Annotated in this window: 13 protein-coding genes; 10 read left to right on the top strand and 3 right to left on the bottom strand. The window is 56.5% G+C overall.

The window, feature by feature from the left end; translation table 11 throughout:
- Positions 1–2 precede the first annotated feature (2 nt).
- A complete protein-coding gene (locus tag AC6I8E_RS02390; protein WP_061061491.1) occupies positions 3–731 on the bottom strand; it encodes a gluconate 2-dehydrogenase subunit 3 family protein in 729 nt (242 codons plus the stop codon).
- A gap of 688 nt (positions 732–1419) precedes the next feature.
- On the opposite strand from AC6I8E_RS02390, the gene AC6I8E_RS02385 reads away from it, so the two are divergent.
- The 3 genes from AC6I8E_RS02385 (at position 1420) to AC6I8E_RS02375 (ending at position 5937) form a co-directional block, all read left to right on the top strand.
- Positions 1420–2997 carry an ABC transporter substrate-binding protein gene (locus tag AC6I8E_RS02385; RefSeq protein WP_497824376.1) on the top strand — a complete coding sequence of 526 codons (1578 nt, stop codon included), beginning with the start codon at positions 1420–1422 and terminating at the stop codon, positions 2995–2997.
- Between the two features lie 121 nt (positions 2998–3118).
- Complete coding sequence (locus AC6I8E_RS02380; protein WP_497824375.1) at positions 3119–4621, top strand: helicase HerA-like C-terminal domain-containing protein; 1503 nt, start codon at positions 3119–3121, stop codon at positions 4619–4621.
- A 26-nt stretch (positions 4622–4647) separates the two neighbouring features.
- Entirely contained in the window at positions 4648–5937 is a 1290-nt protein-coding gene (locus AC6I8E_RS02375; protein ID WP_370425995.1) for a DUF445 domain-containing protein, read from the top strand.
- Between the two features lie 107 nt (positions 5938–6044).
- Here AC6I8E_RS02375 and AC6I8E_RS02370 read toward each other — a convergent pair whose 3' ends face one another.
- The gene (locus AC6I8E_RS02370; protein WP_497824374.1) at positions 6045–6890 is read right to left on the bottom strand and encodes a BtpA/SgcQ family protein; all 846 of its coding nucleotides are present in this window, start codon (positions 6888–6890) and stop codon (positions 6045–6047) included.
- Between the two features lie 29 nt (positions 6891–6919).
- Here AC6I8E_RS02370 and AC6I8E_RS02365 point away from each other — a divergent pair, with 29 nt between their 5' ends.
- Positions 6920–7801 carry a ribokinase gene (locus AC6I8E_RS02365; RefSeq protein WP_147789332.1) on the top strand — a complete coding sequence of 294 codons (882 nt, stop codon included), beginning with the start codon at positions 6920–6922 and terminating at the stop codon, positions 7799–7801.
- Here AC6I8E_RS02365 and AC6I8E_RS02360 read toward each other — a convergent pair.
- A complete protein-coding gene (locus AC6I8E_RS02360; RefSeq protein WP_061061485.1) occupies positions 7794–8744 on the bottom strand; it encodes an ABC transporter substrate-binding protein in 951 nt (316 codons plus the stop codon). The two genes, AC6I8E_RS02365 and AC6I8E_RS02360, sit on opposite strands and share 8 nt — an antisense overlap.
- Before the next feature lie 324 nt (positions 8745–9068).
- Here AC6I8E_RS02360 and AC6I8E_RS02355 point away from each other — a divergent pair, with 324 nt between their 5' ends.
- The 6 genes from AC6I8E_RS02355 (at position 9069) to AC6I8E_RS02330 (ending at position 15198) form a co-directional block, all read left to right on the top strand.
- On the top strand, positions 9069–10091 hold the full coding sequence (locus AC6I8E_RS02355) for a LacI family DNA-binding transcriptional regulator (protein ID WP_033781712.1): 1023 nt from the start codon (positions 9069–9071) through the stop codon (positions 10089–10091).
- A gap of 376 nt (positions 10092–10467) precedes the next feature.
- Positions 10468–11214 (top strand): ATP-binding cassette domain-containing protein, encoded by a 747-nt coding sequence (locus AC6I8E_RS02350; protein WP_162470140.1) that lies wholly within the window; start codon positions 10468–10470, stop codon positions 11212–11214.
- 22 nt (positions 11215–11236) lie between these two features.
- On the top strand, positions 11237–12238 hold the full coding sequence (locus AC6I8E_RS02345) for an ABC transporter permease (protein ID WP_187266233.1): 1002 nt from the start codon (positions 11237–11239) through the stop codon (positions 12236–12238).
- Between the two features lie 3 nt (positions 12239–12241).
- Positions 12242–13321 (top strand): phosphotriesterase family protein, encoded by a 1080-nt coding sequence (locus AC6I8E_RS02340; protein WP_497824373.1) that lies wholly within the window; start codon positions 12242–12244, stop codon positions 13319–13321.
- Between the two features lie 12 nt (positions 13322–13333).
- Complete coding sequence (locus AC6I8E_RS02335; protein WP_013359950.1) at positions 13334–14089, top strand: glutamine amidotransferase; 756 nt, start codon at positions 13334–13336, stop codon at positions 14087–14089.
- The gene (locus AC6I8E_RS02330) at positions 14089–15198 is read left to right on the top strand and encodes a M20 family metallopeptidase (RefSeq protein ID WP_041457296.1); all 1110 of its coding nucleotides are present in this window, start codon (positions 14089–14091) and stop codon (positions 15196–15198) included. The genes AC6I8E_RS02335 and AC6I8E_RS02330 overlap by 1 nt, the downstream gene beginning before the upstream one ends.
- The last annotated feature ends 53 nt before the right edge of the window (positions 15199–15251 follow it).

The following is a 15251-nucleotide window of genomic DNA, read 5'->3' as shown; positions in this document are numbered from 1 at the left end:
GCTTATGCGCGTTCACCTTTGATGCTGACCGGGCCGAGTGGATAAGGAACGTTGTGCTGTTTCACCCATTCGGTGAAGCTGGCACGCGCCCCCGGGAAGCCGATGGCGATCCAGGCTTTCATGCCTTTATTACCGCCGTACATCGGGTCGGCCAGGTAGCCATGCTTGGTATCGGAAAGCAGCTGGCTGAAGAAATGGGAAGGCTTAAGATCGGCTTCGCCCAGCGCGGCAAAGTCGATCTCGTTTTTGTTGACCTGGGTCAGCACCGCATCTTTCTCTTCCAGCGTCAGCGCATGAAACGCTTTCTGGTGCGTAGTCTGCGACCACTGATTGATCAGCCGGATACCGGTCTGATACATCTGCTGGGGACGGAACGGGATCTGATAACCCATCGTGGCGGGTGCTTTCGTGTTGAAAGGTCCCTGCATATAGATTTCGCTGCCAAACGCTTCGCTGTGCAGCTGCTGATCGATAAAGATCGGCACGTTAGTTTCCAGCGCGCCTGGCGCTTTGCCTTTGCCGCCCGCCGGAATCAGGCGGTCGGTGGCGGCCAGAATAAACTGCCACTCATCGGCACTAAAAAAGATCGGTTTGTAATCGGCTAACTCGGGTGCGGCCATCTCTGCAGCCTGTGCCGCAGTCATGCCTTTCAGGACCAGCTCACTTAATGGCAACGCCAGCAGTGAACCGAGCAAAAATTTACGCCTGGTGGTGGGTTTTTCTAAAAGCATATCCGCACGACTCTCATCTGCTAAATACCCGCTTACGGTGTTATGACGCTGAAAGGCCTGGTGCAGGCAGAAAACTTCCCGCAGGGATGAACGCACACAGCACAGACAACGGCAGAACAGAGAAGGCAGGTAGAATTATGGTTCGGTGACTAACGGAACATATCGGTTAATAACCTGGCAATATTAGGGATATAACTATGTCTGAATGTAAAAATTGAATTTAAAATGTGTCGCAGTGAAAGTTTATCATGGTGTTGCGGAAGGGTTACGGATAGGTAAAAGATTTACAGCGAGGAAATTGCGTCTAAAACCGCATAAACATCGGGTATTTAGCCGTTTTAACGCAGGAGCGACGGATATTATTTTCGTCCTGTCATCATCACGCTGAATAACCGATAAAAAAATATCATACTTCCATACCAGAGAATCATTCTCATCGATAACACTATAGTGACTTTGATGGTCATACAATCAGACAGTGCGCAAATTGTGATCGCCTGGATAAATCCGGCTTTATTCCGCCTGCTGTAAAATGACGCTGAAATAATAACTGACCGACATTATCTTAATTCGTCTTTTTGCCTGAATAACTAAGCATGTAATTGTGCAAAGCTCATAACAAACCGGCATTTTGAGATTATCCGGCGCCCGATAGAGTAGAGCGATCAACGACTCAGGATAACTCTCGATGCGCAAATCGCTACTCTCACTCTCCTTATTGACTGCACTGGCACTGGTTCACCCGGCACACGCCGCGACGCCTGCCGACACGCTGGTGGTTGCCGTTCCCCTGGATGGCATCATTAGTTTCGATCCGGCGGAAAGTTTTGAAATGGTCAGCAACAGCAGCCAGCGCAATATCTATCAGAGGCTCGTGGAGCCGGACCATCAGAATCCGCAAAAATTATCGCCGCTGGCCGCTACGCACTGGCAGGCCGGGAAAACGCCGCACAGTCTCGTTTTTGATCTCAATCCGCAGGCCCGCTTCTCCAGTGGTAATCCACTGACGGCTCAGGATGTGGTGTTCTCATTAACCCGTGCGGTAAAACTCAACAAGGCGCCCTCCTTTATCCTGGGTGAGTTTGGCTGGACGCCGGAAAATATCGATCAGCAGTTCACGGTGATCAACGATCACCAGATTGAGCTGCGCTGGCCGGCTGAGATCGGCAGCGATCTGGCGCTGCGCCTGCTGACTGCGCCGGTCGCCTCCATCGTTGACAGTAAACTGGCACAGCAGCACGTCAGCAACAATGATTACGGCAACGCCTGGCTGAAAACGCATTCGGCTGGCAGCGCGGCATATGCCATCAAACAGTTTGTCCCGCTACAGGCGCTGGTGCTGGAAGCTAACCCTTACAGCACGCAGAAGCCGCATCTGAAGCGGGTATTGCTCAAGGGCGTCGCCGAAGCCGGCAGCCGCCGACTGCTGCTTCAGCAGGGTGACGTGGATGTCGCCTACCAGCTCGGCCCGGACCAGATTGCCGCGCTGAAAAATGTGGCCAATGTGCGGGTCGACGCCTTCCCGTCCAGCCTGGTTTACTACGTTGGCTTTAATACTCAGAGCGCGCAGCAACCGGCGCTGGGCAATCCGGCCCTGTGGCAGGCGGCACGCTGGCTGGTGGACTATGACAGCCTGGCAAACCAGTTGCTGAAAGGTCAGTACCGCATCCATCAGAGCTTCCTGCCGGACGGCTTCGATGGTGCGCTGAACACCACGCCGTTCCATTACGATCTGAAAAAAGCCCAGGCCATTCTGCAAAAAGGCGGCATCAAACCGGGCACCCATATTGCGCTGACGGTGGTGAACCAGCCGCCGTATATCGATGTGGCGCAGGCGCTGCAGGCGAGCTTTGCCAAAGCGGATGTGCAGCTCGATATCCAGCCGGTGGCGGAGTCAGAGCTGTGGAGCAAAATGCGCAGCCGCGACTTCCAGGCCATCTTCACTTACTGGGGCGCGGACTACGTCGACCCCAACACCAATGCCAGCACCTTTGCTTCTAACGTGCCAGGCGGCGGTAAAACCCTGGCGTGGCGCGTCGGCTGGACCATTCCGGAGCTGAGTGCGCAGACCCGCGCCGCCGCCGGAGAGAGCGATGCGGCTAAACGCCGTAGCCTCTATACCGGGCTGCAAACCCGTATCCAGCAGGATTCGCCGTTTATCGTACTGTTACAGGGCGCGACTCAGGTGGCGGTGCGCAGCAACCTCAGTCACCTGCAGCAAGGCATCGGCGTCAGCCTGCTCAATTTCGAAGAGGTGCAGAAGTAATCCCGCGTTTCAGGCCGCTGCTCTAGGGGCAGCGGCCGCGTTTTTGACGAATTGTTCTCCTCCTGTCTATGCTCCGCTTGCTATCCTTCAGGCATAATCCTTTGACTGAGAGTGGAAAACCATGACTTCCCCGCTACTGATTGCCCGTACGCCAGACGTCGAACTTCATCTGTTACCGCAAATGGCCAACCGTCACGGTTTAATTACCGGTGCGACCGGCACCGGGAAAACCGTGACGCTGCAGAAGCTGGCCGAATCGTTCTCTGCGAGTGGCGTACCGGTCTTTATGGCTGACGTCAAAGGTGATTTAACCGGTGTGGCGATGGCGGGCCAGTCCAGCGAAAAGCTGCAGGAGAGGCTGGCGAAAATCGGCGTCACCGACTGGCAGCCGCAGAGCAATCCGGTAGTGCTGTGGGATATCTTTGGCGAGAAAGGCCATCCGGTGCGCGCCACCGTCTCCGATCTCGGTCCATTACTGCTGGCGCGGCTGCTGAACCTGAATGAAGTCCAGAGCGGCGTGCTGCAGATTATTTTCCGCATCGCCGATGACCAGGGCCTGCTGCTGCTGGACTTCAAAGATCTGCGCGCCATGACGCAATATATCGGTGACAACGCCAAAAGCTTTCAGACGCATTATGGCAATATCAACAGTGCCTCAGTCGGCGCGATTCAGCGCGGATTACTGACGCTGGAGCAACAGGGTGCGGAACACTTCTTTGGTGAGCCGATGCTGGATATCGCCGACTGGATGCGCGTCGACGACAACGGCAAAGGCGTCATCAACATCCTCTCTGCGGAGAAGCTCTACCAGATGCCAAAACTCTACGCCACCAGCCTGCTGTGGCTGCTGTCGGAGCTTTACGAGCATCTGCCGGAAGCGGGCGATCTCGATCAGCCAAAGCTGGTGTTTTTCTTTGATGAAGCGCACCTGCTGTTTACCGACGCGCCAGCCGTGCTGCTGGAGAAAATTGAGCAGGTGATGCGGCTGATCCGTTCCAAAGGCGTTGGCGTCTGGTTCGTCACTCAGAACCCGGCAGATATTCCCGACCGGGTGCTGGGCCAGCTCGGCAACCGCGTCCAGCACGCCCTGCGTGCCTTCACCCCGAAAGATCAGAAAGCGGTGAAAACGGCCGCCGATACGCTGCGCGCCAATCCGGCGTTTGACAGCGTGGAAGCGATTCAGGCGCTGGGCACCGGCGAAGCACTTATCTCTTTCCTGGATGCCAAAGGCAGCCCGTCGGTAGTAGAACGCGCCATGGTCATTGCGCCAGGCTCGCGCATGGGTCCGGTCACCGGCGATGAGCGTAACGGCCTGATCAACCATTCGCCACTTTATGGCAAATATGACACCGAAATCGATCGCGAATCGGCGTTTGAAAAGCTGCAAAAAGGCTTTCATGCCGCCAGCGATGAGGCGAGTGCACCCCCGGCCAAAGGCGATGCTGTCGCGGTCGACAATGGCATTCTCGGTGGTCTGAAAGAGATTCTGTTTGGCCGCACCGGCCCGCGCGGCGGCAAACACGACGGCGTGGTGCAGACCATGGCGAAAAGCGCCACGCGTCAGATTACCAATCAGATCATTCGTGGGGTGCTCGGCAGCCTGCTGGGTGGCCGTCGCCGATGACCCCCGCTCTCTGCTAAGATCAGGTTATGGATAAACACTACGAACTGAAACGGATGAAACGTCTGGCGCTGCTGCTGTTGCTGCTCGCCGCCGCGACCTTCATCGTCACCCTTTTCCTGCCGCCCGGCTTCTGGGTCAGCGGCGTCAAAGCGATTGCGGAGGCCGCAATGGTCGGCGCACTGGCGGACTGGTTTGCGGTGGTGGCGCTGTTCCGGCGCGTGCCGGTGCCTTTTATCTCGCGCCATACCGCTATCATTCCGCGCAACAAAGATCGTATCGGTGAAAACCTCGGGCGCTTTGTGCAGGAGAAGTTTCTTGATACCGACTCCCTGCTGAATCTGATTCGCCGTCACGATCCTTCAAACCTGCTGGCCCAGTGGCTGAATGCGCCAGGCAATGCCGACCGCGTTGGCCGCCATTTGCTGCAGGTGATGCGCGGCTTCCTTGATCTCACCGATGACGCGCGGATCCAGACCTTTATGCGCCGCGCCGTGCATCGCGCCATCGACAAGGTCGATCTCACCCAGACCAGCGCCATGGTGCTGGAGAGCCTCACCAAAAATAACCGTCATCAGGCGCTGCTGGATGCGGCCATTGAACAGCTGCTGAAGCTGCTGCATAAACCCAGCACCCGCGAGTTTATTGCGATGCAGCTGGTGCGCTGGCTCAAACGCGAGCATCCGATCAAAGCCAAAATGTTGCCGACCGAATGGCTGGGCGAACACAGCGCCGAGCTGGTGGCCAATGCGGTCGATTCCCTGCTGGATGATGTGGCGCTGGATCAGGGCCATGAGCTGCGCCTCGGCTTCAACCGGGCAGTTGATAAACTGATCGTTAAGCTGCAGACCGACCCGGAAATGGCCGAGCGCGCCGAAGAGATCAAAGGCTGGCTGAAAGAGGATGCCTCGTTCAATCGCTACATCGGCGAGCTGTGGAATGATATGCGTAACTGGCTCAAGGCCGACCTCAGCAGTGAGGATTCGCGGGTGCAGGAGAAAGTGCGCGGTGCGGCTCTGTGGCTGGGCGAAACCCTGGCCGCCGACCCGGCGCTGCGTGACTCCATGAACCAGCATCTGGAACAGGCGGCGCGCAGCGTTGCGCCGGAGTTTGCCAGCTTCCTGACGCGTCACATCAGCGACACCGTGAAAAGCTGGGATGCGCGCGACATGTCGCAGCAGATCGAACTCAATATCGGCAAAGACCTGCAGTTTATCCGTATCAACGGCACGCTGGTCGGCGGCACCATCGGGCTGATTCTCTATCTGCTGTCTCAGCTGCCCGCCGTGCTGCCGGTGGTAAAAAGCTGGCTGATCTGAACCTGGTGTAGCACGGTGGCCGCCACACTCCACCGTGCTCACCTGAACAAAAAACGTTGCCTCATCTACGGGATTTTCTGTTGCCTGCGTCAGGTGCTAAACGGCGGCTACGCCGGGTACAGCGCAGCCTGCGCCACCGCCATAAAATGTTTTACCCTGTCCCGATCCACATCGTTCCACCAGACGCCATCGACTTTGAGCGCGCTGGCCACAATGACAGCCTGCGTGCGTTCCAGAATCTGGCAGACGTTGGCAGGCGTCACGCCCGATCCCACCAGCAGCGGCAAAGTGGTGGCGGCGCGGATCTCGTCGATTTCCTCCAGCGTGGCGCTGTCACCGGTACGTTGTCCGGTGGCGATAACCGCATCCGCTTCGAAGAAATCGACATCGCGGGTCAGCTCCTGAATGGAGCGATCGGCCACTATCGCATGGCTGCCGTGTTTAACGTGGCTGTCGGCGAACACCCGGATATGTTCGGCGCGAAGCTGGCTTCGGTAGCGCAGCGCTTTTGCCGCGGCCCCTTCAATAAAGCCTTCATTGGCGATATACGCATTGGCCCATTGATTGACGCGGATAAAATCCGCCCCGCCCGCCAGCGCGGTGGCAAAAGCAGGTAAGGCTGCGTTCGCCAGCACGTTAATGCCCAGCGGCACGCCGAAACGCTCCCGCACTTTTTCCGTAATTACCGCCATCAGCGCCGGCGTTTCCGGGCCAATATCCTCAGGTTTTGAAAAAGGAATATCGCCATGATTTTCCACAATCAGGCCGTGAACACCGCCAAGAATATAATTTTCGGCATCACGTAATGCCCGATCAATTATCGCGCTGACGGATTTACCGCGATATTTTGGCGAACCCGGAAAGGGGTCGCAGTGAATAACGCCAATAACCGCTTTAGGGCGTGAAAATATCGCTTGTATTGCATCAATTTTTTCTGCTGATATAGCAACCATCGCTTCTTTATCCTGTTCAGGAAAACACTATGCGTGTTTATGTGGCTGGTAATATTACTGTCGATGAAACCTGGTCTGTCACAGACATTCCGGCTAAGGGCGCCTCTGTTCACGGTTATCAACGTTCGCAGGATATCGGCGGTAAAGGCGCGAATCAGGCGATACTTTTATCCCGTTGCGGCATTGAAACCTATTTAATTGCCGCGACCGGTTATGACAGCAATGGAAAATGGATCCGCCAGCAGCTCATGAACGAGCCCGTGACGTTATTGCCCACGCAGCCCATGACTGCGTTGAGTGATACCTCGCTTATTCTGCACAGCGCCGATGGCGATAACGCCATTATTACCAGTACAACGGCGGCAGATGCGCTGGACATCGATACGCTTAAGCACCATCTTGCCAGCTCGCGTCCGGGCGATCTGCTGGTGCAGCAGGGCAATTTCTCGCCCGATAAAACCTATGCGCTGTTCAGCCTGGCCAAATCCCACGACCTGATCACCGTATTTAACCCCTCGCCCGTGCACGCAGGGTTCAGCGCATGCTGGCCGCTGGTGGATATTGCGGTGGTCAATCAGCACGAAGCCCAACAGCTGCAGCCCCGCGTAGTGAAAACGTTAGTGACCACATTCGGCAGCGCCGGTGCCTGGCTGACGCAGGGTGACCAGCGAACCTTTTACCCGGCACAACCCGCCAATGCCGTCGATACTACCGGCGCAGGTGATACCTTTCTGGCCGTGATGCTGGCGTCCGCACTCCTGCGTGGGGGTGAAATTGATACCCTGGCACTGACTCATGCCAGTCAGGCTGCTGCGCTGACCGTCAGCCGTCATGGGACACTTCAGGCCTTCCCCACCGCAGAGGAACTCGCCGCGCTGCTCCAGACAGGCGGCGAGTCAGCGATTACTTAAATATCGCGCGGTAGCTGTCCACATTGGCTTTGGTGACCACCGTGGCCGGCACCAGAATGGTTTTTGACACGGTTTTGCCCGACGTAAGCGCGTTCAGGGCCTTAACCGCCTCTTCACCCATCTTTTTCGGATCCTGCTGCAGCACGGCCTCGACATAACCGCCATCAATTCCGCTAATGGCTTTTGACGTCAGATCCCAGCCAAAGACTTTGATCTCCTTCTGACGGCCCTGGTTTTCAACAGCAGCAATCGCCCCCAGGAGTGCCGGTTCACCGGTCGCATAGATAGCGGTTAAATCCGGGTTACCGGTCATCAGGTTTTCTGCCGCCGTCATTGCGGTATCCTGCACGTTCTGGCCATCAACCACGTCTGCCACGGTGATGCCCGGATTGCTCTTAATGGTGTCTTCAAACCCTTTCTGACGCTGGTTCTGCACGGCTGAATTCAGCGCGCCCACAATGCCCAGTCGCGCTTTGCCGCCCATACTTTTCGCCACGTAGTCGACAAAATATTTACCGATAATTTTGCCGCCTTCCAGATTATCCACGCCCACCTGCGCCGCCTGAGGGCCCGCCGGTAATACCGCATCAATCGCAATCACCGGTATTTTAGCGGCGGCCGCTTCTTTTATGGCTGGCATAATGCCGTTGACGTCAATCGCATCCACCAAAATACCCTTCACGCCCTGTTGAATATAATTTTCGATCGCATCGTTTTGCGACACAGGATTATCGTTGGCGTTAAAGATCACTAACTTTTTACCGCTGGCGTTTGCTGCGTCCTGGGCGCCCTTATTCATCTGATTAAAAAACAGGGCCTGCTGATTAATCTGAACCAGCGCATAAGTGGGAGCGGCCTGCGCCAGTGAAAATAAAGAACCCGCAGACAGTAAGCCGGTTGCCAGCGCAACAGCACGCAGTTTTCTGGTGTTAAATGCCATCATCTTAAAATTCCTCGTCGGGAATGAGCGATAACCAGTTGATCTCCGCATCGAAATGCAGAGGGAATAGTGTTGGCGGGCAAATATCGTCTGAATGGCTGCTTGAGCCAGAACCTGAATAATCGACTTTCTGCACACCGTCCATTATGGTGCACGTGTGAAAGGGATTAATCGGGTTTGGGAGTGACTCCCGGGTAATGCGGTAAACTGCCTTTAACATTCGCTTTTGGCTAAATTTTGTCAAGCGATTATTTTATCGTCAGCGGGCAGAGAAAAACTGTATTCGCTGCGCGCAACGGTGTTAACTGAGAGCCGATTCCGGGCAAGATGGCAGGTGATATGAGTAAAAAACGGGTGCTGTTATCCGATGTCGCAGCGCTGGCTGGACTGTCTAAAGCGACCGTATCCCGCTATATGAATCAAAGCATTATGCTGCCGCAGGAGACGATTAACCGTATCGAAGCGGCGATTCGTCAACTGGATTATCGCGGTAACAGCCTGGCACGCCGACTGAGTAAGGGCGGTAGTGAAACCCTGGGGCTGGTGCTGCCTGATATTACCAATCCCTTCTTTGCCGAACTGGCAGATGCCGCCGAAGAAGCCGCCTCTGCCCATGGCTACAGCCTGGTGCTGTGTATTACCCGCAACCATCCAGACAAAGAGAGCCAGTTTATCCGCTGGCTGGATACCTGCCAGGTAGACGGCCTGCTGTTTACCACCAACCATCCTGATAACGGCCTGTTGTGCAAAGAAATTAACCGCCACCAGCGCATCGTGCTGCTGGATGAGGACATTCCTGGCAGCGAAGTGCCCAAGGTGTTTGTCGATAACGTTCAGGGTGGCCGGATTGCTACCGAAAAGCTGATCGCTGCGGGTCACCGGCATATCGCCTTTGTCGGCGGTCCGGACGAACTGATGAGTGTGCGCGAACGCTTCCAGGGGTTTTGCACCGCTATGGAGCAGGCTGGCCTGTGTATCCCGCCCGAATGGGTGATGTACGGCGAATACCAGCGTGAGTTCGGTAAACAGGCGCTGGAACAGCTGTTTAGCCGCGCTAAACGCCCTACTGCCGTCTTTGCCGCGAGCGATTTTCTCGTGCTGGGATTGATGGATGGCCTGCGCGCGCGTGGACTCAACGCGCCCGACGCGCTGTCGCTGGTCGGCTTTGATGACGCGACCTATGCTGACTTTACCCAACCCCGTATTTCAACCATCCGCCAGCCCGCCCGTGAACTGGGCCGCACGGCGGTAGAGATCATGCTGCGCATTCTGAATGACGACCTCCCCGTCCCCGCCGAAACCCGTCTGCCAGTAGAATGGGTGGCGCGCGATTCAATACAAATGTGTTAACAACGTCCCGAAATGGCGCAAAAGCGCACAGTTTTAGCGCAAATAACGCGCTTTTTAATTTCTCAGCATTATAGTAAGTAAACCGGTTTACCTGAAGTTAACATTTAAATGTTCTTCATTACAAAAGGTTAGACCGCGAGTGTAGCGCCTGTTCCCAGGCTGGCACGGAAGCTGCAATGTCTTACCCGGCAAACAAATATCGTTGTAGCGTGTTGTTCTGTGTGTTGTGACAAAGGTTTTATTCTGCAGGTAAACCGGTTTACATGGGCGTAAACCGTGCTGGATAACCCTTTTTTGCATACAGAGTAACGGTCCCGTTAATGGTGATGGGAGTAATCACATGCAGCAAGCACAAACTGCCCGGACTCGGGTAGAGATGGTGAATATTACCAAGACCTATGGCGCGATACGGTCTCTGCGCGGCGTCAATCTGCAACTGGCGCCGGGTGAAGTACTGGGCCTGGTGGGCGACAACGGTGCGGGGAAATCCACCCTGACCAAGGTGCTGTCAGGTGCGGTCGTACCGACCAGCGGCACGATTCGTATTGATGGTGAGGCTCAGCATTTCAGCAACCCGGCGGATTCACGCCGCTGCCATATCGAGATGGTTTATCAGGATTTGTCGCTGTGCGACACCGTCGATGTGGCAGGCAATCTGTTTATGGGACGTGAGCCGATGAAATCGATTCTCGGCATTCCGTTTCTGGATGAAGAGAAAATGCACGCTGACGCACGGGAGATGCTGAAGGGACTGGGGATTTCTATTCCGGACACACGACTGCTGGTGCGCAATTTATCCGGCGGACAGCGCCAGGCGATTGCCATTGCGCGCGCCGCCGCCTTCGATCCCAAAGTGCTGATCATGGATGAACCCACCGCCGCGCTGGCCGTCGCCGAAGTAGAGGCGGTGCTGGAGCTGATCCGGCGGGTATCGGCACGTGGCGTGAGTGTCATCCTGATCACGCATCGCCTGCAGGATCTGTTCCTGGTCTGCGATCGCATCATGGTGATGTACGAAGGCACTAACGTGGCGGAACGCCGGGTGGCCGAAACGGATCTGACCGAGATCGTCAATTTGATCGTGGGTGAGAAATTTGTCGCCCGCTCGGCCGCAGCGCACTGAGCGAGGTAACAGGATGACTATTATGAATCTGAGCAGTTCCCGTATGGCACAGCACTCGCTGCCGCGTCGCCTTCTGCACAACCACTCTGGCGTGGTCAGCATCGCGCTGTTTTTCGTTTTCTGCTGCGTGGTGTTTTCCCTGATCACCGGCAACTTTCTCAGCAGCGCGAACTGGCTGAATATCATTCGTCAGAGTGCGCCGCTGCTGATCGTCGCCACAGCGATGACGCTGGTGATCACCACCGGTGGGATTGATCTTTCGGTGGGATCGACACTGGCGCTGGTCGGCGCGCTGTCCGCTATCGCCCTGAATAACTGGGGCCTGCCCTGGCCGGTGGTGTTGCTGGGCGGTCTGCTGCTGGGCGCGCTGGTCGGTGCCATCAACGGCTTCTTTATTGCTTACGAAGGCATCCCGGCCTTTATCGTCACGCTGGCGACGCTGGCGGTGGTGCGCGGCGTGGCGCTGCTGGTCACCCAGGGTTACTCCATTCCTATCCCTGCCGACAGCCTGTTCGCCTTTATGGGACGCGCCTGGGTGCTGGGCGTTCCGATGCCCGCACTGATTGGCATCGTGGTGCTGGTGGTCGGCCATATCGTGCTGAACCATATGCGTTTTGGTCGTTATGTCACGGCAATTGGCGCGAATGCGGAAGGCGCACGCCGTAGCGGGATTAACACCAAAGCCGTGACCATGAAGGTCTACATCCTCAGCGGCATGGCGGCAGCGCTGGCGGGCATGATCATCACCGCCCGTCTCGGCAGCGGATCCTCTAATCAGGGCGAAGGCTTTGAGTTGCAGGTGATCGCTGCGGTGGTGCTGGGCAGTACCAGTCTGTTCGGCGGCTTCGGCACCGTTATTGGCACGCTGTTAGGCGCGCTGTCGATTGCCATCATCCAGAACGGCCTGATTTTGTCGCATATCTCCCCGTTTTACACGCAGATCGCCACCGGTACGATTATTCTACTGGCGATCTGGCTGAACACCCGCATTCTCAACCCGACGCGATCGGCGGCGAAAGGATAGCTGATGAAACATTCGATTTTTCGTCATCCTGACCCCCTGCCGCTGGGCATTAACAGTGGCTATGTGATGACCGTACTCGGCCCGCTACCTGTCTGTGAGATGGGTGTGACGCTGATGCACGAACATATTTTGCTGGATGCCTCCGGCAAATGGGTGCCGCCCTGCTGCTGTAGCGATCGTCATCTGGCGGAATTGCCCGTCAGCATCGAAAACCTGGGCGAGCTGTCGCTTAATCCCCTCATCAGCCGCGATAACTGCCAGCTGTTTGATGTCGATTTAGCGGTTGAGGAGCTAATGAAGTTCCGGGCGCTGGGCGGCGATACCGTGGTGGACCCCACTAATATTGGCATTGGCCGCGATCCCAAAGCACTGCAACGCATCGCACGCCTGACCGGGCTGAATATCATCATGAGCACCGGGTTATATCTGGAACCGTCGCATCCGGATTGGGTGAAAACGATCAGCATCGAAGCCCTGACTGAGAAGCTGATTTACGACCTCGGCGGCAGGGAGGAAAAACCCGAGGTGCTGGCTGGCCTGATTGGCGAGATTGGCGTGTCCAGCCGCTTTACGCCCGACGAGGAGAAATCCCTGCGGGCGGCGGGCCGTGCCAGTGCCGCGACACGTGTGCCGGTTGAGGTGCACCTGCCCGGCTGGGCACGATTAGGCCATCAGGTGCTGGATATCCTTGAAGATGAAGGGGCAGACCTGCGCCATGTGGTGCTGTGTCACATGAACCCCAGCTTCGCCGACAAACGTTACCAGCGCGAACTCGCGCAGCGCGGAGCCTTTCTGGAGTACGACATGATCGGCATGAGCTATTACTATGCCGACGAGTCCGCACAGTCACCGTCCGATGAGGAAAATGCCCGTGCTATTCGCGAGCTGATCGATGACGGCTTTATTGAACAGATTTTATTGTCGCAGGACGTGTTCCTGAAAACCATGCTGACCCGCTACGGCGGTCATGGCTATGGCTACATCCTTAAACATTTTGTTCCGCGTCTGAAACGCCACGGCGTGAGCGGCGAACAACTTGAAACCTTACTGATTGATAACCCACAGCGCGTTTTTGGTGGGTAAGGGAGAACCGTAATGCAGAAGAAAATTTTACTGGTCGGCGAGTCCTGGACCAGCACGTCTGTTCACGTCAAAGGCTTCGATCAGTTTGCCACCGCTACCTGGCATAATGGCGCAACCGACTTTATGGCGGCGCTGGCCGACAGTGATTATGCCATTACCTACATGCCCGCCCATGCTGCTGCCACCGAGTTTCCTTTAACACCGGACGGGCTTCAGCAGTGGGACGCGATCATTCTCTCCGACATCGGCGCGAATACATTGCTGCTGCACCCGGATACCTGGTTGAAGAGCCAGCGCACGGCGAACCGTCTGACGCTGATTCACGACTATGTGGCCGCGGGCGGCGCGCTGATGATGGTGGGCGGCTACTTTAGTTTTCAGGGTATTAATGGCGGCGCGCGCTATCGCAACACGGCAGTTGAGAAAGTCCTGCCGGTGCGCTGCCTGGCCTGGGATGACCGTATCGAAACGCCCGAAGGCGTTTACCCCAGCGTGACGGAATCCCACGCGCTGTTCACCGATATGCCAGACGAATGGCCGTGGTTGCTGGGTTATAACGAAGTAGAAATGCACCCTGAAGGCACATTGCTGGCAACCATTGATGGTACGTCACATCCGCTACTGGCGGTGCGCGAGTATCAGCAGGGCCGCTCACTGGTCTGGACCAGCGATATGTCTGCGCACTGGCTGCCGCAGGAATTTGCCCGGTGGCAGGGTTATCGCCAGCTGTGGATCAACTGTCTGGACTGGTTAACGGTGCGCGGATGATGAGCCAAAGCCAGACGCTGGCGCAGCAGCTGCTGCGCTTTGACACCATTAATCCACCGGGCAATGAAGCGGCCTGCATGCACTTTCTGGCGAACTGGCTGATGGAACAGGGCTTTGACGTCACCTTGTCCTCCTTCGGTGAAAACCGCCTGAACCTGATGGCCAGTCTGCCTGGCAGTCAGCCCGGACCGCAGCTGGCGTTTACCGGCCATCTGGATACCGTCCCGCTCGGCAATGCTGACTGGCAGTACGATCCTTTCGGTGAAATCGTGGGTGACAGACTTTACGGGCGCGGGTCGAGTGACATGAAGGCCGCTGTCGCGGCGTTTGCTGTTGCCTGCGTGACTAATCAGCAGGCGATTCTGCAGGGTTCCGGCGTAGTGCTGTTGATCACCGGTGGGGAGGAAACGGGCTGTGACGGCGCGCGGGCGCTGATTGATACCGCTGACCTGCCCGATATTGGCGCATTGATTGTCGGCGAGCCTACCGCCAACTATCCGGTTATCGGCCACAAAGGAGCACTATGGCTACGCTGTGAAACCCGCGGGAAAACAGCCCATGGCGCAATGCCGGAACTGGGCATCAATGCCATTTATCTGGCGGCGGAGGCACTGGGAAAGATTCAGCACTTCTCACCTGGCGCACCCCATCCGCTGATGAAGCAGCCGACCATTAACGTCGGACGCATTGCAGGCGGCCTGAACATTAACTCGGTGCCCGATCGCACACATTTTGACGTGGATATCCGCAGCGCACCCAATCTGCAGCACGCCACCATTCGTCAGCAACTGACAACCTTACTGGGAGACAGCGTAACGGTGACGACGCTGGTGGATCTGCCGGCGGTGCTGAGCGAAGACAATCAGGCCTGGATTCATTCTGTTTATCAGCATTGTCAGGCGTTACATGACGCCCCGCTGACACCGCGCATTGTGCCCTACTTTACAGATGCGTCACTGTTGTTACCCGCGCTGGGTTCGCCGCCCTGCATTATCCTCGGTCCCGGCGAGCCGTCAATGGCGCACCAGACCGATGAATACTGCCTACTGAGCCGGTTAGCGGAAGCGGAAGTGTTGTATGGTGCGTTGATTAACGACTGGATGAGGTAATGGAGAGATGCATCAGACGACTGGACGAATAAACTGACGCACAGTGCCTGCCA

This window comes from Pantoea sp. X-Soil-YNGN-785 (assembly GCF_059730585.1).
This window is presented reverse-complemented; position numbering and strand designations above follow the sequence as displayed.